Annotated in this window: 23 protein-coding genes; 14 read left to right on the top strand and 9 right to left on the bottom strand. The window is 63.0% G+C overall.

From position 1 onward, the window contains the following. Nucleotides 1-196 precede the first annotated feature (196 nt). Nucleotides 197-559 (top strand): cupin domain-containing protein, encoded by a 363-nt coding sequence (locus M5B96_RS22280; RefSeq protein WP_248799156.1) that lies wholly within the window; start codon nt 197-199, stop codon nt 557-559. Here M5B96_RS22280 and M5B96_RS22275 read toward each other — a convergent pair whose 3' ends face one another. The 3 genes from M5B96_RS22275 to rpmB all read right to left on the bottom strand — a co-directional run bounded on the left by M5B96_RS22275 (nt 560) and on the right by rpmB (nt 2,493). After that, nucleotides 560-1,930 (bottom strand): hypothetical protein, encoded by a 1,371-nt coding sequence (locus M5B96_RS22275; protein WP_248799155.1) that lies wholly within the window; start codon nt 1,928-1,930, stop codon nt 560-562. 161 nt (nt 1,931-2,091) lie between these two features. Continuing rightward, the gene (rpmG, locus tag M5B96_RS22270; RefSeq protein ID WP_003177274.1) at nt 2,092-2,247 is read right to left on the bottom strand and encodes a 50S ribosomal protein L33; all 156 of its coding nucleotides are present in this window, start codon (nt 2,245-2,247) and stop codon (nt 2,092-2,094) included. A 12-nt stretch (nt 2,248-2,259) separates the two neighbouring features. Further along, on the bottom strand, nt 2,260-2,493 hold the full coding sequence (gene rpmB / locus M5B96_RS22265) for a 50S ribosomal protein L28 (protein ID WP_007921114.1): 234 nt from the start codon (nt 2,491-2,493) through the stop codon (nt 2,260-2,262). 449 nt (nt 2,494-2,942) lie between these two features. Here rpmB and M5B96_RS22260 point away from each other — a divergent pair, with 449 nt between their 5' ends. Then, nucleotides 2,943-4,532, top strand: coding sequence for an ABC transporter substrate-binding protein (locus tag M5B96_RS22260; RefSeq protein WP_248799154.1), 1,590 nt, complete (start codon nt 2,943-2,945; stop codon nt 4,530-4,532). Between the two features lie 87 nt (nt 4,533-4,619). On the opposite strand, the gene radC is transcribed toward M5B96_RS22260, so the two are convergent. Then, the gene (gene radC / locus M5B96_RS22255; protein WP_248799153.1) at nt 4,620-5,294 is read right to left on the bottom strand and encodes a RadC family protein; all 675 of its coding nucleotides are present in this window, start codon (nt 5,292-5,294) and stop codon (nt 4,620-4,622) included. A 133-nt stretch (nt 5,295-5,427) separates the two neighbouring features. On the opposite strand from radC, the gene coaBC reads away from it, so the two are divergent. The 4 genes from coaBC (at nt 5,428) to argB (ending at nt 10,732) form a co-directional block, all read left to right on the top strand. Continuing rightward, the gene (coaBC, locus tag M5B96_RS22250; RefSeq protein WP_100942177.1) at nt 5,428-6,636 is read left to right on the top strand and encodes a bifunctional phosphopantothenoylcysteine decarboxylase/phosphopantothenate--cysteine ligase CoaBC; all 1,209 of its coding nucleotides are present in this window, start codon (nt 5,428-5,430) and stop codon (nt 6,634-6,636) included. 5 nt (nt 6,637-6,641) lie between these two features. After that, complete coding sequence (dut, locus tag M5B96_RS22245; RefSeq protein WP_100942178.1) at nt 6,642-7,097, top strand: dUTP diphosphatase; 456 nt, start codon at nt 6,642-6,644, stop codon at nt 7,095-7,097. Nucleotides 7,098-8,364: 1,267 nt separating this feature from the next. After that, nucleotides 8,365-9,762, top strand: coding sequence for a phosphomannomutase/phosphoglucomutase (locus M5B96_RS22240; protein ID WP_248799188.1), 1,398 nt, complete (start codon nt 8,365-8,367; stop codon nt 9,760-9,762). A 64-nt stretch (nt 9,763-9,826) separates the two neighbouring features. Continuing rightward, nucleotides 9,827-10,732 carry an acetylglutamate kinase gene (argB, locus tag M5B96_RS22235; protein ID WP_177094030.1) on the top strand — a complete coding sequence of 302 codons (906 nt, stop codon included), beginning with the start codon at nt 9,827-9,829 and terminating at the stop codon, nt 10,730-10,732. 137 nt (nt 10,733-10,869) lie between these two features. Here the strand turns inward: argB and M5B96_RS22230 are convergent, their stop codons facing one another. Further along, on the bottom strand, nt 10,870-11,427 hold the full coding sequence (locus tag M5B96_RS22230; RefSeq protein WP_248799152.1) for a DUF4124 domain-containing protein: 558 nt from the start codon (nt 11,425-11,427) through the stop codon (nt 10,870-10,872). A 36-nt stretch (nt 11,428-11,463) separates the two neighbouring features. Then, entirely contained in the window at nt 11,464-12,105 is a 642-nt protein-coding gene (gene pyrE / locus M5B96_RS22225; RefSeq protein WP_248799151.1) for an orotate phosphoribosyltransferase, read from the bottom strand. Between the two features lie 83 nt (nt 12,106-12,188). Between pyrE and M5B96_RS22220 the strand changes: the two genes are divergently transcribed. After that, entirely contained in the window at nt 12,189-12,968 is a 780-nt protein-coding gene (locus tag M5B96_RS22220; protein WP_003176915.1) for an exodeoxyribonuclease III, read from the top strand. 80 nt (nt 12,969-13,048) lie between these two features. On the opposite strand, the gene M5B96_RS22215 is transcribed toward M5B96_RS22220, so the two are convergent. Together M5B96_RS22215 and rph are read right to left on the bottom strand one after the other, a co-directional pair. Beyond that, complete coding sequence (locus tag M5B96_RS22215) at nt 13,049-13,417, bottom strand: DUF4870 domain-containing protein (RefSeq protein ID WP_248799150.1); 369 nt, start codon at nt 13,415-13,417, stop codon at nt 13,049-13,051. 34 nt (nt 13,418-13,451) lie between these two features. Continuing rightward, a complete protein-coding gene (rph, locus tag M5B96_RS22210; RefSeq protein ID WP_248799149.1) occupies nt 13,452-14,174 on the bottom strand; it encodes a ribonuclease PH in 723 nt (240 codons plus the stop codon). 336 nt (nt 14,175-14,510) lie between these two features. Between rph and M5B96_RS22205 the strand changes: the two genes are divergently transcribed. The 6 genes from M5B96_RS22205 (at nt 14,511) to M5B96_RS22180 (ending at nt 19,852) form a co-directional block, all read left to right on the top strand. After that, nucleotides 14,511-15,374: a YicC/YloC family endoribonuclease gene (locus M5B96_RS22205; RefSeq protein ID WP_248799148.1), complete on the top strand. Its 864-nt coding sequence runs from the start codon at nt 14,511-14,513 to the stop codon at nt 15,372-15,374. 12 nt (nt 15,375-15,386) lie between these two features. Further along, nucleotides 15,387-16,007, top strand: coding sequence for a guanylate kinase (gmk, locus tag M5B96_RS22200; RefSeq protein WP_248799147.1), 621 nt, complete (start codon nt 15,387-15,389; stop codon nt 16,005-16,007). Nucleotides 16,008-16,174: 167 nt separating this feature from the next. Next, nucleotides 16,175-16,438: a DNA-directed RNA polymerase subunit omega gene (rpoZ, locus tag M5B96_RS22195; RefSeq protein WP_103499221.1), complete on the top strand. Its 264-nt coding sequence runs from the start codon at nt 16,175-16,177 to the stop codon at nt 16,436-16,438. A 60-nt stretch (nt 16,439-16,498) separates the two neighbouring features. Further along, nucleotides 16,499-18,604 (top strand): bifunctional GTP diphosphokinase/guanosine-3',5'-bis pyrophosphate 3'-pyrophosphohydrolase, encoded by a 2,106-nt coding sequence (spoT, locus tag M5B96_RS22190; protein WP_248799146.1) that lies wholly within the window; start codon nt 16,499-16,501, stop codon nt 18,602-18,604. 45 nt (nt 18,605-18,649) lie between these two features. Further along, nucleotides 18,650-19,030, top strand: coding sequence for a RidA family protein (locus tag M5B96_RS22185; protein WP_040071713.1), 381 nt, complete (start codon nt 18,650-18,652; stop codon nt 19,028-19,030). An 87-nt stretch (nt 19,031-19,117) separates the two neighbouring features. After that, entirely contained in the window at nt 19,118-19,852 is a 735-nt protein-coding gene (locus M5B96_RS22180) for a hypothetical protein (RefSeq protein WP_248799145.1), read from the top strand. Nucleotides 19,853-20,059: 207 nt separating this feature from the next. Here M5B96_RS22180 and M5B96_RS22175 read toward each other — a convergent pair whose 3' ends face one another. Further along, nucleotides 20,060-20,914, bottom strand: a complete 855-nt coding sequence (locus tag M5B96_RS22175; RefSeq protein ID WP_248799144.1) for an SDR family oxidoreductase — start codon at nt 20,912-20,914, stop codon at nt 20,060-20,062. 191 nt (nt 20,915-21,105) lie between these two features. Between M5B96_RS22175 and exbB the strand changes: the two genes are divergently transcribed. Then, on the top strand, nt 21,106-22,107 hold the full coding sequence (gene exbB, locus M5B96_RS22170; RefSeq protein ID WP_248799143.1) for a tonB-system energizer ExbB: 1,002 nt from the start codon (nt 21,106-21,108) through the stop codon (nt 22,105-22,107). The last annotated feature ends 2 nt before the right edge of the window (nt 22,108-22,109 follow it).

Raw genomic sequence — 22,109 nt, 5'->3', positions numbered from 1 at the left:
CTTGCGCCAGCACCGTTCGGAATTCTGCCCAATGAGCGCCGATTCGGGCCCATGACAGCCACCACCCTAAACCAGCGGCACCCGATGTTTCAATATATTTGACACAAGCTCGGCAAACGCCGTTGCCATGTTCGTTTTAATAAACATAGACTCGGAGCTTCCGCGCCAAGGCCTATCACCGCAGAGGAAGAGCACCATGAGTATCCAGGACATCGTCGATTTCAGCGAAGCCCCCCCCACGCCGGAACGCTTTCGCCCGGCAGCGGAGAAAGTGTTCAAGGGCGATCCCGAGCAGACGATCTACAACCACTACGCCAGCCCCTGCGGACAGCTGAATGCCGGCGTCTGGGAGGGTGCGCCAGGCCAGTGGACGGTGAATTACACCGAGCATGAATACTGCGAAATCGTCCAGGGCGTCTCGGTGCTGCGCGACGCGGAGGGCAACGCCAAGACCTTGCGCGCCGGCGATCGTTTCGTGATTCCGGCGGGCTTCAAAGGCACCTGGGAAGTGCTGGAACATTGCCGCAAGATCTATGTGGTGTTCGAACAGAAGGCCTGATCAGACCTGGACGCACCAGGACCGCGGGCTATCGATAGCCCGCGCCGGGTAGGGAATATCCACGTCGAGGCCGTCACGCCTGACGCGAAGACGGCCATGGGCGCCGCCCTGGAAATCCGCTTCGGTCAGCGCCAGCAACCAATAGAGATCCTTCCGGCCGCAGCTGGCCTTGACCTGGGTCGCCACCGTCGCCGCACGGAAGCCGATTCGCCCGCCCTTGAGCGCAAACAGCGCATCAACCCCGGTTTCAATGGTCTCCGCCATCCCGGCCAGGCGGAAGGAATGCCCGCTGCCAAAACTGCCTTTCATTGCCGTGCCCGGCACCAGCAGATGCCGGCTTGCCGGATCGTTGAAGCGCTGGAGGAACGGCTCGAGCAGCTCCGCCGCCTGATCGTTCACCCCATCCAGGGACTCCTGGATGCGCCGACCCAACAACTCATCAGGCGAATCACTGATCGGCGCAACCGGCCCCAGCAGCAGACCCAGGGGCGTTTCCCCCTGCGCGACACGGGGCAGCCAGTCCAACCGCCGACGATCGAGCAGGTATCCGGCCAGAAGGCCCAGCGTATAGCTCTCATGATCGACCGCCAGGTAGTCGGCACGCCCCAACGGGCTCAGTTGCCTCAACAGCCGCGCCTCCCACTCCGGACTGCGGGGTTCGAGCCCCATCGCCAGCAACTGCGCGACCGACTCGACATAACGCGCACTCCCCTCGGTGCGATCGGTATCGCGGATACGCTCGGCCTCATCGGCGAACTCGTTCAACCAGCGGCGATACCAATAACTGGCGCGCCCCAGCGCATCGAGCTCACCCCGGGTCGCGGCCAGCAAATGGCGAATGACCCGGTTGCGGTACAAGCGCGGCTCGACGACCGCCGGGTAAAGGGTGCTGCGCTCGGACAGCGGACCGCGCGCCCAATCGTCTTCAGCGTAGAAATGAAAGGCTTCATGGGTCGCCAGGTCGAACAGTTCCGGTACCGCTTCCGGGTGCTTGAGCCGTTGCAGCTCGACCTCAGGCAAATCCCGCCCCAGGCCGATAAAGACCGCCGGACGGCCCTGCCACTCGATTTTTTCGAAACGCCGGTATTCGAAGGCCAGCCCCAGGGCCTCGACCGCCGGCATATCGAGTTCCTGGCCACCCCGGGCATTCATCAGCCATGCCCGCTGCCCGTCGCTGACCAGCAACTGGACATCGGCAAACACCTGGGTCGTCTCGAACATTTTTGCCAGCATCGGCCAAGCCATGACCGTCGCCTCGGTCATGCGCCGCACATAGGCCTCGGTACCGGCCCTCTCCTGGGCCTGAACCGCAATACTGCCCGCCGCCAATACCACCAACAGCAGGATTCCACACATTCTCGCAATCAGCATGAGCACTCTCCACATCCGCATCCTTTCGGTGTTCAGCCCAGTCTAGGAAAGGTGCAACGGGAAAAATGTAGGAATCAGGCACGCAACAGGCGGGAGCAGGCCGAAAAAAGGCGAAAAAAAACCCCGAACAAGTCGGGGTTTTTCTTGAAAAACAAAATCAATTACTTGATTTTGCCTTCCTTGTAGATCACGTGCTTACGAACAACCGGATCATATTTCTTGATCTCGATTTTGTCCGGAGTAGTGCGCTTGTTCTTGTCAGTCGTGTAGAAATGACCAGTACCGGCGCTCGAGATCAAACGAATCAATTCACGCATGATTTAGCTCCCTTATACCTTGCCATCGCGACGAAGTTCGGCCAGCACGACATCAATGCCACGCTTGTCGATGATACGCATGCCCTTGGCGGATACGCGCAGACGCACAAAACGCTTCTCGGACTCGACCCAGAAGCGGTGATGCTGCAGGTTCGGCAGGAAACGACGACGGGTTTTGTTGTTTGCGTGGGAAATGTTATTCCCAGTCACCGGACCCTTACCGGTAACTTGACAGACTCTAGACATGCCTCAGCCCTCTAAAACCACATGCCCAACCCGGCATGGGTTGGCCGCTTAATCTCTCAGTCATTTGGCGCCAGGCGCCGCGTTTCTTTAAGGGTCTTACCGGCTACACCTACAAGCGAAGGAACCGGGCCCCTAGAAAAGAGCGCTGCTTTATACCAGAAAGACTCAGGTGCAACAACATCAAGTGCGATTAAAACCTCGGCGGCGCAGCGCAAACGAGCGGTCAGGACGCCAGCAACGGGGGCTGGCGCCCTGAAAGGCCGCTCGTCGCACAACATCGGGCGCCGGCCCAAAAGGTCCGCCAAAGCGTGCACTGAAAATACCGGGGAAGCAGGAAAACTGAAAAACCTGGTAAAAACGGGATAGTCAATTACCGTCCATACCTCTAGGGTAGGACTTTTCCAGACTGCACTCGCAGATGGGACAACGACCTGCAAAGGATACTGAATATGCGTCTCGCTGCCCTACCGCTATTGCTCGTCCCCTTCCTCGGGTTGCCGGCCCAGGCCGCCAGCACCCTGAGCGTCTGCACCGAAGCCAGCCCCGACGGGTTCGACGTGGTGCAGTATAACTCGCTGACCACCACCAACGCCTCGGCCGACGTGCTGATGAACCGCCTGGTGGATTTCGACGCCGCCAGCGGCAAGCTGGTGCCCAGCCTCGCCGACAGCTGGAGCGTGTCCGACGACGGCCTGATCTACGAGTTCAAGCTGCATCCGGGGGTTAAATTCCATCACACCGACTACTTCAAGCCGAGCCGCGACCTGACCGCCGCCGACGTACGCTTCAGCTTCGAGCGCATGCTCGACCCGGCCAACCCGTGGCACCAGATCGCCCAGAGCGGCTTCCCCCACGCCCAGTCGCTGCAACTGCCGAGCCTGATCAAGCGAATCGAGGCCAGCGACCCGCTGACCGTGCGTTTCACCCTCGATCATCCCGACTCGACCTTCCTTGCCGCCCTGAGCATGGGCTTCGCCTCGATCTATTCGGCGGAGTATGCCGACAAGCTGATGACCGCGGGTACCCCGGAAAAACTCAACAGCCAGCCCATAGGTACCGGCCCGTTCGTGTTCGGGCGCTTCCAGAAAGACGCCTCGATCCGCTATAGCGCCAACCCGGACTACTTCGCCGGCAAGCCGGCGGTCGACAACCTGATCTTCGCCATCACCCCGGATGCCAACGTCCGCCTGCAAAAGCTGCGGCGCAATGAATGCCAGATCGCGCTCTCGCCCAAGCCCCTGGATGTCGCGGCCGCCAGTAAAGAGCCGACGCTCAAGGTGGAACGAACCGCGGCCTTCATGACCGCGTTCGTCGCCATCAATAGCCAGCATCCGCCGCTGGACAAGCCGGAAGTGCGTCAGGCGATCAACCTCGCCGTCGACAAGACCAGCTACCTCAGGGCCGTGTTCGAAGAAACCGCCGAGGCCGCCAACGGCCCGTACCCGGCCAACACCTGGAGTTACGCCAAGGACCTGCCCGGCTACGCCCATGACCCGGAAAAGGCCAGGGCCCTGCTGGCCAAGGCCGGACTCAAGGACGGTTTCCAGACCACTATCTGGACACGCCCGTCGGGCAGCCTGCTCAACCCCAACCCGAGTCTCGGCGCGCAGTTGCTGCAAGCCGACCTCGCCGAAGTCGGCATCCAGGCACAGATCCGCGTGATCGAATGGGGCGAGCTGATCCGCCGGGCCAAGGCCGGTGAACATGACCTGCTGTTCATGGGCTGGGCCGGTGACAACGGCGACCCGGACAACTTCCTGACCCCGCAATTCTCCTGCGCCGCGGTGAAATCGGGCACCAACTTCGCCCGCTACTGCGATGCGGGCCTGGACAAGCTGATCAGCGCCGGCAAGACCACCAGCGAGCAAGGGGTGCGCAGCAAGCTGTACGAACAGGCCCAGACGCAGATCCAGCAACAGGCGTTGTGGGTACCGCTGGCGCATCCGACGGCCTTCGCCTTGCTGCGCAAGAACGTCCACGGCTATGAAGTCAGTCCGTTCGGTCGGCAGGATTTTTCCAGGGTCAGCGTAAAGCCCTGATTGCCACACATTACGATGGCGGGCACGGCCTGTAGGAGCCGAGCTTGCTCGGCTCCTACAAGGGATCGCGGTGTCCGCCCGATCCCGTTACATCCAGCCGCGCTCCATCATCGACAAGGGCTCGCCCTCGCCGACGATAAAGTGATCGAGCACCCGCACATCGACGAATTCCAGCGCCGTTTTCAGCCGCTTGGTCAGCACATGATCGGCCTGGCTGGGTTCGGCAACCCCCGAAGGATGGTTGTGACACAGGATCAACGCCGCCGCGTTGTGCGCCAGCGCCCGCTTGACCACCTGCCGTGGATAGACGCTGGTGTTGTCGATGGAGCCATGAAACAGCGGCTCGAACGCCAGCACCCGATGCTTGCTGTCGAGAAACAGGCAGGCGAACACCTCATGGGGCTCGTGGCGCAACATCGCCTTGAGGTAATCGCGCACCGCCCGGGGATTTTCCAGCACCGAATCGCGGCGCAGACGCTCGGCCAGATGCCGGCGAGCCATCTCCAGCACCGCCTGCAATTGCGCAAACTTCGCCGGCCCCAGGCCCAACTGGCGACCAAAGGTCTGCTGGTCGGACTCCAGCAGCTTGCGCAGGCTGCCGAAGCGGCTCAACAAATGCCGGGCCAGGTCCACCGCACTCTTGCCGGAGACGCCGGTACGCAGAAAGATCGCCAGTAACTCGGCGTCCGACAGACTCGCCGCGCCCTGCTCCAGCAACTTCTCCCGCGGCCGCTCCGCCGCCGGCCAATCACGAATACTCATTGCACCTCCCTGTCCTTTGGGCGCCGCTGTTCCCTGGCGGTCGCTGTGTTATCTTAGCCCATCATTTTTACCCCTGATCTGGCCTGGGGAGGCGTCATCGGGGGTAGCCATCACCGGACTAAAAGGCAGGCCTATGCAGCGGCTGTATCGGAAACGCATCGTTCTCGGCGTCGGCGGCGGCATTGCTGCCTACAAGAGCGCCGAGCTGGTTCGCCGACTCCTCGACCAGGGCGCCGAAGTGCGCGTGGTCATGACCCGTGGCGGCAGCGAGTTCATCACCCCATTGACCATGCAGGCGTTGTCCGGGCACCCAGTGCACCTGGACCTGCTCGATCCGGCCGCCGAAGCTGCCATGGGCCATATCGAGTTGGCAAAATGGGCCGACCTGGTGCTGATCGCCCCGGCCACCGCCGACCTGATCGCACGCCTGGCCCAGGGCATCGCCAACGACCTGCTGACCACCCTGGTACTCGCCACCGATGCCACCGTGGCCATCGCGCCGGCGATGAACCAGGCCATGTGGCGCGACCCGGCCACCCAGGCCAACACCCAGTTGCTGCAAAGCCGCGGCCTGAAAGTCTTCGGCCCCGCCTCCGGCAGCCAGGCCTGCGGCGACGTCGGCCTGGGGCGCATGCTCGAAGCCACGGACCTGGCGCAATGCGCCGCCGATTGCTTCCAGCACCTGGCCATGACCGGCAAACACGTGTTGATCACCGCCGGCCCGACCCAGGAAAACATCGACCCGGTGCGCTACATCACCAACCACAGCTCCGGGAAAATGGGCTTCGCCCTGGCCGAAGCCGCGGTGGAAGCCGGTGCCCGGGTGACCCTGATCACCGGCCCGGTGCACCTGCCGACCCCGGACCGGGTGACCCGCATCGACGTGGTCAGCGCCCGCGACATGCTCGCCGCCTGCGAAGCGGCCATGCCCTGCGACCTGTTTATCGCCTCGGCCGCGGTTGCGGACTACCGCCCTGAAGTCGTTGCCCCACAAAAACTCAAGAAAGACCCTACGAACGGTGACGGTCTGCTGCTGCAGATGGTGCGTAACCCGGACATCCTGGCCACTATCGCCAGCCGCGCCGACCGGCCGTTCAGCGTCGGTTTCGCCGCCGAAACCGAACACCTGCTCGACTATGCCGCACGCAAGCTCAAGGACAAGAACCTCGACCTGATCGTCGCCAATGACGTGGCCAACCCCAGCATTGGCTTCAACAGCGAGGAAAACGCCTGCAGCGTGATCGACCGCGAGCTCCACGCGACCCTTTTCGCCCAGACCAGCAAGGGCAAGATTGCCCGCCAGCTGGTGTCCTTTATCGCCGAACGACTGAACCAGGTTTAATTTTCATGCACGCTTTGCAAGCCAAGATCCTCGACCCACGCATCGGTGGCGAATTCCCGCTGCCGCAGTACGCCACGCCCGGTTCCGCCGGCCTCGACCTGCGCGCCATGCTCCAGCAGGACACCGTACTGGAGCCCGGCCAGACCTTGCTTATCCCCACCGGCCTGTCGGTATACATCGGCGATCCGGGCCTCGCCGCCCTGATCCTGCCGCGCTCCGGCCTGGGCCACAAGCACGGCATCGTGCTGGGCAACCTGGTGGGCCTGATCGACTCCGACTACCAGGGCGAACTGATGGTGTCCTGTTGGAACCGTGGCCAGACCGCCTTCAACATTGTTGTCGGCGAGCGCATCGCCCAACTGGTGCTGGTGCCGGTGGTCCAGGCGCATTTCGAACTGGTCGAAACCTTCGACGAAAGCCAGCGCGGCGCCGGCGGCTTCGGGCATTCGGGCAGCCATTGACCTAAGCTGATCCAGGCCCGGTCCGAACGGTGCGCGTTGAATTTCAGGATGATCCTCTCGGAGGCAGTATTTGAAAGGCTTCAAGCGCAGTGCCAAGACCGTCGGCGGTCACGAAAGCAACGGCCATCCGCCTCCAGGCGACGCCAGCAACCCGCTGCTACCAGGGCTGCAGCTTGCCCTCGGTGGGTTGGCCCTGGCCGCTGCGCTCCTGTGGTTTGGCGTAGTCGCCCCCTGGAACCAGATGCTGCGCGGCAGCCTGGCGCAGTATCCCGGCGCCGTGGCGGCCGCGGGCCTGAGCCAGGCGACCCACGACCTGATCGCCCAGACCGAAGCCGCGGCCCTTGATCCCTCGCTGCTCAAGGCCCTGCAAAGCCAGAACGTCGATCAGGTCAAGGCGGCGGAAAATGGCCTGCGCCTCGCCAACGGCCTGGTGGATGCGCAACTCTACCTGCCCGGCCAGGCCCAACCGAGCACCGACCGCGCCGCGCCGCTGAACTTTTCCGCCCTCGACCTGATCACCCGCGCCGAACGGGGCACCCGTCCGGCACCGGAAGCCTACAAGATCGGCCAACGCTGGCTGGTCTATAGCGTGGCCTCGCTCAAGGCCGCCGCCGATCCCCAGAGCGGCGGCACCTTGCTGCTGGTCTTCGATCTGCAACGCCTGCTGCAGCCCTTCAGCACCTGGCACCCGGAGACCGGTGAATTGCGCCTGACGCAAAGTGTCCTCGGCAGCCCAGAACAGATGCTCGACCAACGCGGAACGGCAGCAACGGACGAAAGCTATCCCTTTGGTACCGGCAACCCCAACTGGGTACTGAAATTCAGCCCCGGCCCCTTGCTCAAGCTGCCTTACCCGCTGAGCGCCTACGCCTTGACCGCACTCGCCGCCCTGCTTGCCCTGGGCGGCGCCCTGCTGGGCATCTACCTGCCGCACAAACGCCTGCAAAGTCGCCTCGACGGCGACGCCCGACAGCTGGAACAACTGTTTCGCGAACTCTCCGGCGGGAAAGCCGTCAAAGCCTTCGGCTTGAGCCTGCCGGCGCTCAATGGACTGGCTCAGGAACTGGCGCGCTTTTCCTTGCGCAACGGTCATCCCGAACCGCCCGGCAGTGATCCAGGCCTTGCGATCCGCAGCGCCCCAGCACCGATCCAGCCCGTGACGCCAAGTGCCGTCTGGGCCGATCCGCTGTTCCAAGATACCGACATTCTCGATATCGATATTCTCGACGAACACCAGGATTTCCTGGGAACGGAGCCCCCCCACACCATGAACAGCAGCGCACCCGCCATCCCGAGCTTCCCTGACAGCATCTTCCGCGCCTACGACATCCGCGGCACGATCCCGGAGACGCTGAACGGCGAAACCGCCTACTGGATCGGCCGCGCCATCGGCGCACAGAGCCTGGCCCAGGGCGAACCCAACGTCTCGGTCGGCCGTGACGGTCGCCTGTCCGGGCCGGAGTTGGTCCAGCAACTGATCCAGGGCCTGCACGACAGCGGCTGCCATGTCAGCGACGTCGGCCTGGTACCGACCCCGGCGCTGTACTACGCCGCCAACGTGCTGGCCGGCAAGTCCGGGGTGATGCTCACCGGCAGCCATAACCCGTCGAACTACAACGGTTTCAAGATCGTCATCGCCGGCGACACCCTGGCCAACGAACAGATCCAGGCCCTGCACACCCGCCTCAAGACCAACGACTTGAGCAGCGGCAAGGGCAGCGTCGAGAAAGTCGACATCCTCACCCCTTACTTCGAGCAGATCCGCAACGACATCGTGCTGGCCAGGAAGCTCAAGGTCGTGGTCGACTGCGGCAACGGTGCCGCCGGGGTCATCGCGCCCAAGCTGATCGAAGCCCTGGGCTGCGAGGTCATCTCGCTGTTCGAAGAGGTCGACGGCCACTTCCCCAACCACCACCCGGATCCGGGCAAGCCCGAGAACCTCGTGGACCTGATCGCCAAGGTCAAGGAAAGCCATGCCGACCTGGGCCTGGCCTTCGACGGTGACGGCGACCGCGTGGGCGTGGTGACCAACACCGGCAACATCGTCTTCCCCGACCGCCTGCTGATGCTGTTCGCCAAGGACGTGGTGGCGCGCAACCCGGGCGCGGACATCATTTTCGACGTCAAGTGCACCCGCCGCCTGACCCCCCTGATCCGCGAATACGGCGGTCGTCCGGTGATGTGGAAAACCGGCCACTCGCTGATCAAGAAAAAAATGCGCGAAAGCGGCGCCCTGCTCGCCGGCGAAATGAGCGGCCATATCTTCTTCAAGGAGCGCTGGTTCGGTTTCGACGACGGCATCTACAGCGCCGCGCGCCTGCTGGAGATCCTCAGCCAGGAGAAATCCACGGCCGAGGAGCTGTTCGCGACCTTCCCGAACGATATTTCCACGCCGGAAATCAATATCAATGTGACCGACGAGGGCAAATTCAGCATCATTGATGCACTGCAACGCGATGCCGACTGGGGCGACGCCAACCTGACCACCATCGACGGTGTGCGGGTCGACTATCCCCAGGGCTGGGGCCTGGTCCGCGCGTCCAACACCACACCGGTGCTGGTGCTGCGCTTCGAGGCCGACAGCGAAGCCGAATTGCAGCGCATCAAGGACGTGTTCCACGCCCAATTGAAACGTGTTGCGCCTGATCTCCAACTACCGTTCTGACCTCTGGACGGTGTAAAAGCGTAGTCTTTGCACTGTCCGACCACTTGTTCCACCGGAGCCCTGAATGACCCTCGAACGCGATGCCGCTGCCAATACCGCCAAGGTTCTTTCCGAAGCGTTGCCTTACATCCGCCGATACGTCGGCAAGACGCTGGTGATCAAGTACGGCGGCAATGCCATGGAAAGCGAAGAGCTGAAAACCGGTTTTGCCCGCGACATCGTGTTGATGAAAGCGGTGGGGATCAACCCGGTGGTGGTCCACGGCGGTGGCCCGCAGATCGGTGACCTGCTCAAGCGCCTGTCCATCGAGAGCCACTTCATCGACGGCATGCGCGTGACCGACGCGCAGACCATGGACGTGGTGGAAATGGTCCTCGGCGGCCAGGTGAACAAGAGCATCGTCAACCTGATCAACCGCCACGGCGGCAGTGCCATCGGCCTGACCGGCAAGGACGCCGAGCTGATCCGCGCGAAAAAGCTCACCGTGACCCGCCAGACCCCGGAAATGACCCAGCCGGAAATCATCGACATCGGCCAGGTCGGCGAAGTGGTCGGGATCAACACCGATCTGCTGAACCTGCTGGTCAAGGGTGATTTCATCCCGGTGATTGCGCCGATCGGCGTTGGCGCCAATGGCGAGTCCTACAACATCAACGCCGACCTGGTGGCGGGCAAGATCGCCGAGGCCCTGAAGGCCGAGAAGCTGATGCTGCTGACCAACATTGCCGGCCTGATGGACAAGGAAGGCAAGGTCCTGACCGGCCTGAGCACCACCCAGGTCGACGACCTGATCGCCGACGGCACCATCTACGGCGGCATGCTGCCGAAGATTCGCTGTGCGCTGGAAGCGGTACAGGGCGGGGTCGGCAGCTCGCTGATCATCGACGGTCGCGTGCCGAATGCGGTGCTGCTGGAGATTTTCACCGATACCGGCATGGGCACCCTGATCAGCAACCGCAAGCGTCACTGATCAAGCCGAAACACGGATTCGAAAACGCAACAAAGCCCATGCAGGAGCTGGCTTGCCAGCTCCCACAGGGACCGCGTCGACCGTAGCTACGAGTCGAGGGGCAAGGCAGTATTTACAGGGCCCGCGTTGACCACACCTCAGTGCGTCAACTGCTCCACCCGCGCCCGATCCGCGGCGAAATCCTGCTGCGCCTGGACCCGTGCCGCCTGGTACCGGGCAATCTCCGCTCTCAGCCGCGCCTGTTCATCCCGCAACCCCGCGAGTTGCCCGAGCAACTGCGGCGACACCTCGTGCCCCGCCCGCTCCTGCTCCGCCGCCTGGCCTTGCAGGCTGGCCTGCTGCGCCAGCAAGGCTTGCAGATTGGTCTGGATGCTCGCAATCATCGCGTCCAGCTCGGCGAGCTTTCGAGCCTGGGCCTTGTCGACCTCACTGACACTGGAATAACGCTGCAACAGCTGCGCATTCGCCTCAGCCTGGGCCTTCTGCGCCTGCAAGCGCGCCAGCTCCTCGGCCGTCGGCGCCGGCGCGACCGTCTGCAGCACCCGACCGCGCGAGTTCAGCACCTGATAGCCCTTGCCCGCATACTCCGGGGGCACCTGGCGGTCGAGCACCGTGACGCCCCTGTTGTCGACATAGCGATACAGCAGCACGCCGGACGTGTCCTCGGCCTGTACGGCAAAGGACGCGCAGAGCATCAGGGGCAACCACCGATAGCCACGGCGCAAGGGGCGTCAGATCCCGTATTGCGCGCGATAAGCCTCGACCGCAGGCAGATGCTGCTTGAGCTGCTCATCGTCGGCCAGGAACTGCAGGACCTGGGTCAGGGAAACGATGCTGACCACCGGGATCGCGAAGTCACGCTCGACTTCCTGGATCGCCGACAGCTCGCCGTTGCCGCGTTCCTGACGGTTGAGGGCGATCAGCACGCCGGCAGGCTTGGCGCCCTGGGCCTGGATGATCTGCATCACCTCGCGGATCGCGGTGCCGGCGGTGATCACGTCGTCGATGATCAGCACATCACCCACCAGTGGCGCGCCCACCAGGCTGCCGCCTTCACCGTGGGCCTTGGCTTCCTTGCGGTTGAAGCACCAGGGCAGATCCAGCCCGTGATGCTCGGCCAGGGCCACGGCGGTGGCCGCCGCCAGGGGGATGCCCTTGTAGGCAGGACCGAACAGCACGTCGAAGGAAATGCCGCTCTCGACGATCGCCGCGGCATAGAAACGCCCCAGCTGGGCCAGGGCCGAACCGCTGTTGAACAAGCCGGCATTGAAGAAGTAAGGGCTGGTCCGCCCGGACTTCAGAGTGAACTCACCGAAGCGCAAAACCCCGCGATCGATGGCGAAACGAATGAAATCGCGTTGATACGCCTGCATGAAAAAAGCCCCAAATACCACGGATTTAGCTAATTAGGTAGACCTTGAGGTATCATACACGCACGTGATTTTTGGGGCCATTTATGCGGATCATCAGTGTGAACGTCAATGGTATTCAGGCCGCAGTCGAGCGTGGTTTGCTCAGTTGGCTGCAAGCTCAGAATGCCGACGTCATCTGCCTGCAGGACACCCGCGCCTCCGCCTTTGAACTGGACGACCCAGCCTTCCAACTGGATGGCTACTTCCTTTATGCCTGCGATGCCGAAGTCCCCGCCCAGGGTGGCGTGGCTCTGTATTCGCGGTTGCAACCGAAGGCTGTCATCAGCGGTCTCGGTTTCGAGACGGCAGACCGCTACGGGCGCTACCTGCAAGCCGATTTCGACAAGGTCAGCATCGCGACCTTGCTGCTTCCCTCGGGGCAGAACGGCGATGAAGACTTGAACCAGAAGTTCAAGCTTATGGACGACTTCGCCCGCTATCTGGATAAACAGCGGCGCAAACGGCGCGAATACATCTACTGTGGCTCGCTGTACGTCGCGCAACAGAAGCTGGATATCAAGAACTGGCGCGACAGCCAGCAATCCCCGGGCTTCCTGGCGCCGGAACGGGCCTGGATGGACGAGATTGTCGGCAACATGGGTTATGTCGATGCCTTGCGCGAAGTCAGCCGCGAAGGCGACCAGTACAGCTGGTGGCCGGATAACGAACAGGCCGAGATGCTCAACCTCGGCTGGCGTTTCGACTATCAGCTGCTGACCCCGGGCCTGCGCCGTTTCGTCCGCAGCGCACGCCTGCCGCGCCAGCCGCGCTTCTCGCAGCACGCGCCGCTGATCGTCGACTACGACTGGACGCTGACCATCTAAGCGTCTTTTCGCAGTGACAAAAAAGCCGACGCCAAGTCGGCTTTTTTGCGTGCCAGCGCCTGACGCAGCGCTGCCCGGGGCTACTTGATCGGGCGCCAGGTGAAGGGATAGCGGTACGCCACGCCCTCATTGGCCTTGACCCCGGCAATGATGGTCAACACCACCGCCGCGATCACCAGCAGACCGAACAGCGGGATACCGATCAGGACAAACATCAGCGGGATACAGACCATCGCCGCCACCGCCACGGTGATCTGGAAGTTCAGCGCTTCCTTGCCCTGGGCGTCGATAAAGGGGTCCTGCTCGCGCTTCATCTGCCACAGGATCAGCGGCCCGATCAGGCTACCGAACGGAAACCAGTAGCCAAGAAACGCCGACAAATGACAGAACATCGCCCACTGCCTGACTTCCTGGCTTGGGGTGGTTATTGGTAGCTGATCGTCATTCATCGCGCGCTCCTTATGCTGAAAACCCTTCGAATCCTCAGTCGGCCAAGGTGGCTTTCTGCAATTCGAAGATCTCATTCATGCCTTTCTGCGCCAGCGCCAGCATCGCGTTCAGGTCTTCAGGCTGGAACGGCGCGCCTTCGGCAGTGCCCTGGACTTCGATGAAACCACCGGTGCTGGTCATGACCACGTTCAGGTCGGTCTCGGCCGCCGAGTCTTCCAGGTAGTCCAGGTCGAGTACCGGCTCGCCCTGGTACATGCCCACCGATACCGCGGCGATCATCTGCTTGAGCGGGCTACCGCCCTTCAGGCCGCCACGTTTCTTGATCACCGCCAGGGCATCGACCAGCGCGACCATGGCACCGGTGATGGACGCGGTGCGGGTGCCGCCGTCGGCCTGGATCACATCGCAGTCGACATACAGGGTCACGTCGCCCAGCTTGGACATATCCAGCGCGGCCCGCAGCGAACGGCCGATCAAACGCTGGATCTCCAGGGTCCGACCGCCCTGCTTGCCGCGACTGGCTTCACGCTGGTTACGCTCGCCGGTAGCGCGCGGCAGCATGCCGTACTCGGCGGTCAGCCAACCCTGGCCCTGGCCCTTGAGGAAACGCGGCACACCGTTCTCGACGCTGACCGTGCAGATCACTTTGGTATCACCAAACTCGACCAGTACGGATCCCTCGGCGTGTTTGGTGTAGTTGCGGGTGATGCGGATCGAGCGAAGCTGATCGGCGGCGCGACCACTTGGACGTTTCATTGGGAATACCTGTACGAGGACGGAAATCTACCGAGCATTATAGAGGCCATGACCCGCTCTGGGCACGCCTAAAAAGATTACAGCCACACCAAAGCCCCTGAAGCACCAAACGCGGACTTGAAATGTGGGAGCGGAGCTTGCCCGCGAAGAACGATAACGCTGTGTATCTGAATAACCGCGGCGCCCCCCCTTCGCGGGCAAGCTCCGCCCCCACAAGGTTTGGGGACTGCGACCGCACTGCGCTACAATCCTGCGCCTTTGCTGCCTGTCGGCTTTAATTCATTCATCGGTCCGCCCCGCCCGCACGGCGGCAGGCCTGAATCGCGAGGTACTTCCATGGTCCACAGCATGACCGCCTTCGCCCGCGTCGAAAGCGCCGTCAGCCAGGGCACCCTGAGCTGGGAGCTGCGCTCGGTCAACAGTCGCTACCTGGAACCCCACCTGCGTTTGCCGGAATCCTTCCGCGACCTTGAAGGCGCGGTTCGCGAAGCCCTGCGCCAGGGCCTGTCCCGGGGCAAGCTGGAATGCACCCTGCGCTTTACCGAGGAAACCACCGGCAAGGCCCTGCAGATCGACCGCGAGCGCGCCACCCAACTGATCGCCGCCGCCGAGACCGTCGCCAGCCTGATCAAGCAGCCCGCCGCGCTGAACCCGCTGGAAGTCCTCGCCTGGCCCGGCGTGCTGGTGGCCGACGCCAGCGACCCACAGGCCCTGAACAATGAGGCCCTGGCCCTGTTCAACCTGGGCCTCAAGGAGCTCAAGAACGGCCGTCAGCGCGAAGGCGCGGAGCTGGCCCGCCTGATCGTCGAACGCCTGGACGCCATCGAAGGCGATGTCGCGACCCTGCGCGAACAGGTTCCGCAGATGCTCGCCAGCCAGCGCCAGAAAGTCCTCGACCGCTTCGCCGACATGCAGGCCGAGTTGGATCCGACCCGCCTGGAGCAGGAAATGGTCCTGCTGGCGCAGAAAAGCGACGTGGCCGAAGAACTCGACCGCCTCGCCACCCATATCATCGAAGTCCGCCGGGTACTCAAGTCCGGCGGCGCGGCCGGGCGCCGCCTGGACTTCCTGATGCAGGAACTCAACCGCGAAGCCAACACCCTCGGCTCCAAGGCCTTCGACCCGCGCAGCACCCAGGCGGCGGTCAACCTCAAGGTGTTGATCGAGCAAATGCGCGAACAAGTACAGAACATCGAGTAAGGCTAACCCGACATGACCCACAGCACTGGCACCCTCTACATCATTTCCGCACCGTCGGGCGCAGGCAAGACCAGCCTGGTCAAGGCCCTGATCGATGCCGAGCCGCAGATCCGCGTCTCGGTCTCGCACACCACCCGCGCCATGCGCCCGGGCGAAGCCAACGGCGTGAACTACCACTTCGTCGACCGCGCCGAGTTCGTACGGATGGTCGAGCACGGTGATTTCCTCGAGCAGGCCGAAGTCTTCGGCAACCTCTACGGCACTTCCCAGAGCCACCTGCAGCAGACCCTGGACGAAGGCCACGACCTGATCCTGGAGATCGACTGGCAGGGCGCCGAGCAAGTCCGCCGGCAAATGCCCGCGGCCCGCTCCATCTTCATCCTGCCGCCGAGCCAGCAGGCCTTGCGCCAGCGCCTGACCAACCGTGGCCAGGACAGCGACGCGATCATCGAAGGGCGGATGCGCGAAGCGGTCAGCGAAATGAGCCACTACGTCGAATACGATTTCCTGATCATCAACGACGATTTTGCCCACGCACTGGATGACCTGAAGGCGATTTTCCGCGCCAATCGCCTGCAACAGCGCCCGCAACAGCAGCATTTCAGCCAACTCTTGAGTGAATTGCTGGCATAAGCAACACTTCCCAAAAGCGCCGCGAGGGCTTTACATTGGTACTCGTGGCGCATTGGCGAACCGACTGGAAAAATCAGCGCTTCCCTAAACGCTGGTGATTTTTTAAACTGTTGAGTCCGCTCGCCCATCCGGGTAGCGTGATTACCGCATTTGCTACGAGGAACACCATGGCCCGCGTAACCGTTGAAGACTGCCTAGAACATGTGGCTAACCGTTTTGAGCTGGTCATGCTCTCCACCAAGCGTGCTCGTCAACTGGCGACCGGCGGCAAAGAGCCGAAGCTGGCGTGGGAAAATGACAAACCAACCGTGATGGCCCTGCGGGAAATCGCCGAAGGCTATGTGACGGATGCGTTCATCGCTGAACAGGACATCGTCCATGAAGACCCAGTCTTCGCGGCTTTCGAGGACGAGTCCAACGAGGCCGTCTAAGCCTATGCCTGGTCGACGTAGCACGGCGCAGGGGACAAAGCTTCGGCCGGGGGAAACCTCATGCCGAGCATAGACGCCCTCGCCGATCGCTTATCGACCTACCTCGGCGCCGACCAGGTCAACCTGGTCCGCCGGGCGTACTTCTACGCCGAACAAGCCCATGACGGTCAACGCCGTCGCAGCGGCGAAGCCTACGTCACGCATCCGCTGGCGGTGGCCAATATTCTTGCCGACATGCACATGGACCATCAGAGCCTGATGGCCGCCATGCTCCATGACGTGATCGAAGATACCGGGATCGCCAAGGAAGCGCTGCAAGCGCAATTCGGCGAAACCGTGGCCGAACTGGTCGACGGGGTCAGCAAGCTGACCCAGATGAATTTCGAGACCAAGGCCGAAGCCCAGGCGGAAAACTTCCAGAAAATGGCCATGGCCATGGCCCGCGACATCCGCGTGATCCTGGTCAAGCTCGCCGACCGCCTGCACAACATGCGTACCCTGGAAGTGCTCTCCGGCGAAAAGCGCCGGCGCATCGCCAAGGAAACCCTCGAGATCTATGCACCCATTGCCAACCGCCTGGGCATGCATGCGATCCGCATCGAATTCGAAGACCTCGGCTTCAAGGCCATGCACCCGATGCGTTCCGCGCGGATCTACCAGGCGGTCAAGCGCGCCCGGGGCAACCGCAAGGAAATCGTCAACAAGATCGAGGAATCCCTGAGCCACTGCCTGGCCGTCGATGAAATCCAGGGCGAGGTCAGCGGACGGCAGAAACACCTGTACGGCATCTACACCAAGATGCGCGGCAAGCGCCGGGCCTTCAACGAGATCATGGACGTCTACGCGTTCCGGATCATCGTCGACAAGGTCGACACCTGCTATCGGGTCCTCGGCGCTGTACATAATTTGTACAAGCCCCTGCCCGGACGCTTCAAGGACTACATCGCGATTCCCAAGGCCAACGGCTACCAGTCGCTGCACACCACGCTGTTCGGCATGCACGGCGTGCCGATCGAGATCCAGATTCGCACCCGCGAAATGGAAGAGATGGCCAACAACGGCATTGCCGCCCACTGGTTGTACAAGTCCAGCGGCGACGAGCAACCCAAGGGCACCCATGCCCGGGCCCGCCAGTGGGTCAAGGGCGTGCTGGAAATGCAGCAACGCGCCGGCAACTCCCTGGAGTTCATCGAAAGCGTGAAGATCGACCTGTTCCCGGACGAGGTCTACGTGTTCACGCCCAAGGGCCGGATCATGGAGCTGCCGAAAGGCTCCACGGCGGTGGACTTTGCCTACGCGGTACACACCGACGTCGGCAACAGCTGCATTGCCTGTCGGATCAATCGCCGTCTCGCACCGCTGTCCGAACCGCTGCAAAGCGGCTCCACGGTCGAGATCGTCAGCGCCCCGGGCGCGCGCCCGAATCCGGCCTGGCTCAACTTCGTGGTCACCGGCAAGGCGCGCACGCATATCCGCCACGCCCTGAAACTGCAACGTCGTTCCGAGTCCATCAGCCTTGGTGAACGCCTGCTGAACAAGGTGCTCAACGGTTTCGACAGCGCCCTGGACAAGATTCCGCCCGAGCGCGTGCAGGCCATGCTCCACGAATACCGCCTGGAATTGATCGAGGACCTGCTCGAAGACATCGGCCTGGGCAACCGCATGGCCTATGTAGTCGCCCGCCGCCTGCTCGGCGAAGGCGAACAGCTGCCCAGCCCCGAAGGTCCGCTGGCGATCCGCGGCACCGAAGGCCTGGTGCTCAGCTACGCCAAGTGCTGCACGCCGATCCCGGGCGACCCGATTGTCGGCCACCTGTCCGCCGGTAAAGGCATGGTGGTGCACCTGGACAACTGCCGCAATATCAGCGAAATCCGCCACAACCCGGAAAAATGCATCCAGCTCTCCTGGGCCAAGGATGTCACCGGCGAATTCAACGTCGAGTTGCGCGTCGAGCTGGAACACCAGCGCGGCCTGATCGCCCTGCTGGCCAGCAGCGTCAATGCCGCCGACGGTAATATCGAGAAAATCAGCATGGACGAACGCGATGGTCGCATCAGCGTGGTCCAACTGGTGGTCAGCGTGCACGATCGCGTGCACCTGGCCCGCGTGATCAAGAAACTGCGCGCCCTGACCGGGGTAATCCGCATCACCCGCATGCGCGCATAGCTCAATAGCCCGTCTACGTAGCCGCCCATTACAAGGAACCTGTTCATGAGCAAGACCGTTATCAGCAGCGACAAAGCCCCAGCCGCCATCGGCACCTACTCCCAGGCGATCAAGGCCGGCAACACCGTCTACATGTCCGGCCAGATTCCCCTGGACCCGAAGACCATGGAACTGGTGGAAGGCTTCGAAGCCCAGACCGTACAGGTCTTCGAAAACCTGAAGGCCGTGGCCGAAGCCGCCGGCGGTTCGTTCAAGGACATCGTCAAGCTGAACATCTTCCTCACCGACCTGAGCCACTTCGCCAAGGTCAACGAGATCATGGGCAAGTACTTCCAACAGCCTTATCCGGCCCGCGCCGCCATCGGTGTTGCCGCCCTGCCACGCGGCTCGCAGGTCGAGATGGACGCGATCCTGGTCCTCGAGTAACTGCCAGCCACGCCGCCCTCGAACAACCCCGCACTGCCTGGTGCAGCTTCTTTTGCTGCACCAGCTTCGTCTGCAAAGGATTCCACCATGCGCAAAGCGCTTGCCTTCCCGGTGTTTGCCCTCCTGCTCGGCGGCTGCGCCAGCGACCCCGCCAAACACGATATCAGCGGCACCTGGATCAACCAGGCCGCCATCGATGCCGCCGTTAAAAAGGGCAGCTTGCGCGAAGCCCTGGAAACCTATGGGCCGAACCTGGAATGGAGCATCGACACCCATAATGGCCAGGCCCGCTACAGCAACGGTTTCGAGCGCCCCGAGGGGCACGTGCGCGCGGACGGCAAGCAATGGCATGTCGACTTCTACGGCAGCGCCGGCACTGCGCTGACGCGCGACGGCAAGGAACTGATCCAGGCCGCCAGCGATTCGGAGCCTGAACAGCCGTTCGTGCGCGCCGAAACCGAACTGCCGGCCAATGCGCCGGTGGGCGCCAGTTTCGAACAGGCCTTGTACGCGGCCTACATGGGTGGCGACTGGAAGATCAGCAGCGGCCCGGGCGCCGGCGGCCAGGTGAAATTCCTCCCGGACGGACGCCTCGAAGGCCTACCCGGCGCCGACCGCTACGCGCTGTGCCTGGCTGGCGATTGCGCCTCCATGAGCGGTGAGAACGACAGCATCTGGTTGCAGCAAGGCAGCAAGGGCAGCGCCTGGATCTTCGTGCGCAAGGGCAAGCAACTGGAGATCCTCCAGGCGCTGAACTCGGCCCAGCCCGATGAGCAGCCGCAGCTCAACCCCGGTCCGCGCCAGTGGTTGCTGGAGAAGTAAGGGAAGACCCACGATCTTCGGAGCCCCCCCCTGTGGCGAGCGGGCTTGCTCGCGCTGGGCCGCGAAGCGGCCCTAAAACCGGCGCATACAGTGCATCAGGTAGACCGAGATGGCTGGTTTTGCAACTGCTGCGCAGTCGAGAGCGGCGGTGCGGCGTCCCGAAAAGCCCGCTCGCCACAGAGGGGGTGAGGCCTCCATGAGCACTTATCAGCGCCCCTCAAGAATCGCCGCATAGCCCTCGCGGAAACTCGGATAACGCGGTGCCCAGCCCAGGGCCCGCGCCCGGGCATTGCTGCAGCGCTTGCTGCCGGTACGGCGAACGCTGGCGTCCTCGGCCCACTCGGTCACCCCCAGGTACTCGCGTAACCAGACCACCACCTCGGCCAATGGCGCCGGCGCATCATCGACACCGATATAACAATCCTCCAGCACCTTGCCGGCACGATCAGCCTCCAGCAGAAACGCCAGCAGCCCGGCCGCGTCGTCGGCATGAATCCGATTGCCATATAAAGGCGGCTCGACCGCCACCCGATAACCGCGCCGGACCTGGGTCAACAACCACTCGCGACCCGGACCGTAGATACCGGTCAGGCGCACCCGGGTCGCCGGGATGCCGCTGTCCAGCGCCACCTGCTCGGCCGCCAGCATCAGGCGCCCGGAATAACCCTCGGCCTCGGTCGGCGAAGTCTCGTCGACCCACTCGCCCGTCTGCTGCACATACACACTGCTGCTGGACACGAACAGCAGGCGTCGTGGCCGCTGGCCCGATTGCCTGAGCCAGCTCAATACATGCTGCAAGCCTTCGACGTAGGCTGCGCGATAACCGGCCTCGTCATGCTCGGTCGCGGCGGCGCAATACACCAGGTAATCCAGCGGGCCGCTCGGCCAGGCAGCAGGCCGCTGCTCGGCGAACAGGTCACCCGCCACGCCCAGGACCCCCTCCGGCAAACGCGCGACCGAACGGCGCAGGCCGTGGACTTGCCAACCCTGAGCGAGCAACTGCGTCGCCAGGCGGCTACCGACATCGCCGCAACCGGCAATCAGAACAGAAGGAGCAGACATCACGGATCTCCATGGAAAAAGCCACGAACCAGCGCTGATAATTGACCAGCAGTTAGCAATGGAAGAAAAAAAGAGAAGCTATTACTTTTGTTAACAAGAAGTATTTGCAATAATGCACGACCAACTGTTCTCGGCCCCACGAGGCCTGGAAGGACAAGACCCTCTTCTATCTTCTCTCAGGTCCGGCCAGCATGACACGCAATAAACGCCTCGCTTCGTCACCCCAGCCCCACAGCCCAACGCGCGCTTGGCGCTCGGCAGCGGCGTTGCTGCTCAGCCTGTGGCTGGCGCCGACCCTGACATTCGCCGACGAAACAGCACCGCACACCCCCGCGGCCGCTGTCGCTCCAGCCCCAGCCCCAGCCCCAGCCCCAGCCGATCATACCGTGCCTGTCGCCGCCCCCACCGACGCAGCTCCAGTCCAGGTCGACAATGCCGCACCGGCCGATGCCGACGCGCTGCCGGTCGAAGACAACAGCCTGGGCATGGCCCACGACCTGTCGCCCTGGGGCATGTACAAAAACGCCGACATCATCGTCAAGATCGTGATGATCGGCCTGGCCATCGCCTCGATCATCACCTGGACCATCTGGATTGCCAAAGGCTTCGAACTGCTCGGCGCCAAGCGTCGCCTGCGCGGTGAGATGCTCGCGCTGAAAAAAGCCCGCACCCTCAACGACGCCAGCGAAACCGCCAACCAGGAAGGCACCCTCGCCCACCTGCTGGTGCATGACGCCCTGGAAGAAATGCACCTCTCGGTCAACAGCCGCGAGAAAGAAGGCATCAAGGAACGCGTCAGCTTCCGCCTCGAGCGCCTGGTCGCCGCCTGCGGTCGCAACATGAGCAGCGGCACCGGCGTGCTCGCCACCATCGGTTCCACCGCGCCCTTCGTCGGCCTTTTCGGTACCGTGTGGGGCATCATGAACAGCTTTATCGGCATCGCCAAGACCCAGACCACCAACCTCGCCGTGGTCGCTCCGGGTATCGCCGAAGCCCTGCTGGCCACCGCCCTGGGCCTGGTCGCGGCGATCCCCGCCGTGGTGATCTACAACGTCTTCGCCCGCTCCATTGCCGGCTACAGGGCCCAGGTAGCCGACGCGTCGGCCCAGGTCCTGCTGCTGGTCAGCCGTGATCTCGACCACCTGCCGCCCGAGCGCGCCACGCAAACGCCGCATATGGTGAAAGTGGGGTAATC

The sequence above is a fragment of the Pseudomonas sp. MWU13-2105 genome (assembly GCF_023242315.1).
Classification (GTDB): Bacteria; Pseudomonadota; Gammaproteobacteria; order Pseudomonadales; family Pseudomonadaceae; genus Aquipseudomonas.
Note: the sequence above shows the minus strand (reverse complement) of the source record. Positions and strands in the feature narration are given on the sequence as shown.

Excerpts from the sequence above, each read along its gene's own strand:
- M5B96_RS22280 (WP_248799156.1), top strand. The coding sequence starts at position 197 with ATGAGTATCCAGGACATCGTCGATTTCAGCGAAGCCCCCCCCACGCCG.
- M5B96_RS22275 (WP_248799155.1), bottom strand. The coding sequence starts at position 1,930 with ATGCTGATTGCGAGAATGTGTGGAATCCTGCTGTTGGTGGTATTGGCG.
- rpmG (WP_003177274.1), bottom strand. The coding sequence starts at position 2,247 with ATGCGTGAATTGATTCGTTTGATCTCGAGCGCCGGTACTGGTCATTTC.
- rpmB (WP_007921114.1), bottom strand. The coding sequence starts at position 2,493 with ATGTCTAGAGTCTGTCAAGTTACCGGTAAGGGTCCGGTGACTGGGAAT.
- M5B96_RS22260 (WP_248799154.1), top strand. The coding sequence starts at position 2,943 with ATGCGTCTCGCTGCCCTACCGCTATTGCTCGTCCCCTTCCTCGGGTTG.
- radC (WP_248799153.1), bottom strand. The coding sequence starts at position 5,294 with ATGAGTATTCGTGATTGGCCGGCGGCGGAGCGGCCGCGGGAGAAGTTG.
- coaBC (WP_100942177.1), top strand. The coding sequence starts at position 5,428 with ATGCAGCGGCTGTATCGGAAACGCATCGTTCTCGGCGTCGGCGGCGGC.
- dut (WP_100942178.1), top strand. The coding sequence starts at position 6,642 with ATGCACGCTTTGCAAGCCAAGATCCTCGACCCACGCATCGGTGGCGAA.
- M5B96_RS22240 (WP_248799188.1), top strand. The coding sequence starts at position 8,365 with ATGAACAGCAGCGCACCCGCCATCCCGAGCTTCCCTGACAGCATCTTC.
- argB (WP_177094030.1), top strand. The coding sequence starts at position 9,827 with ATGACCCTCGAACGCGATGCCGCTGCCAATACCGCCAAGGTTCTTTCC.
- M5B96_RS22230 (WP_248799152.1), bottom strand. The coding sequence starts at position 11,427 with ATGCTCTGCGCGTCCTTTGCCGTACAGGCCGAGGACACGTCCGGCGTG.
- pyrE (WP_248799151.1), bottom strand. The coding sequence starts at position 12,105 with ATGCAGGCGTATCAACGCGATTTCATTCGTTTCGCCATCGATCGCGGG.
- M5B96_RS22220 (WP_003176915.1), top strand. The coding sequence starts at position 12,189 with ATGCGGATCATCAGTGTGAACGTCAATGGTATTCAGGCCGCAGTCGAG.
- M5B96_RS22215 (WP_248799150.1), bottom strand. The coding sequence starts at position 13,417 with ATGAATGACGATCAGCTACCAATAACCACCCCAAGCCAGGAAGTCAGG.
- rph (WP_248799149.1), bottom strand. The coding sequence starts at position 14,174 with ATGAAACGTCCAAGTGGTCGCGCCGCCGATCAGCTTCGCTCGATCCGC.
- M5B96_RS22205 (WP_248799148.1), top strand. The coding sequence starts at position 14,511 with ATGGTCCACAGCATGACCGCCTTCGCCCGCGTCGAAAGCGCCGTCAGC.
- gmk (WP_248799147.1), top strand. The coding sequence starts at position 15,387 with ATGACCCACAGCACTGGCACCCTCTACATCATTTCCGCACCGTCGGGC.
- rpoZ (WP_103499221.1), top strand. The coding sequence starts at position 16,175 with ATGGCCCGCGTAACCGTTGAAGACTGCCTAGAACATGTGGCTAACCGT.
- spoT (WP_248799146.1), top strand. The coding sequence starts at position 16,499 with ATGCCGAGCATAGACGCCCTCGCCGATCGCTTATCGACCTACCTCGGC.
- M5B96_RS22185 (WP_040071713.1), top strand. The coding sequence starts at position 18,650 with ATGAGCAAGACCGTTATCAGCAGCGACAAAGCCCCAGCCGCCATCGGC.
- M5B96_RS22180 (WP_248799145.1), top strand. The coding sequence starts at position 19,118 with ATGCGCAAAGCGCTTGCCTTCCCGGTGTTTGCCCTCCTGCTCGGCGGC.
- M5B96_RS22175 (WP_248799144.1), bottom strand. The coding sequence starts at position 20,914 with ATGTCTGCTCCTTCTGTTCTGATTGCCGGTTGCGGCGATGTCGGTAGC.
- exbB (WP_248799143.1), top strand. The coding sequence starts at position 21,106 with ATGACACGCAATAAACGCCTCGCTTCGTCACCCCAGCCCCACAGCCCA.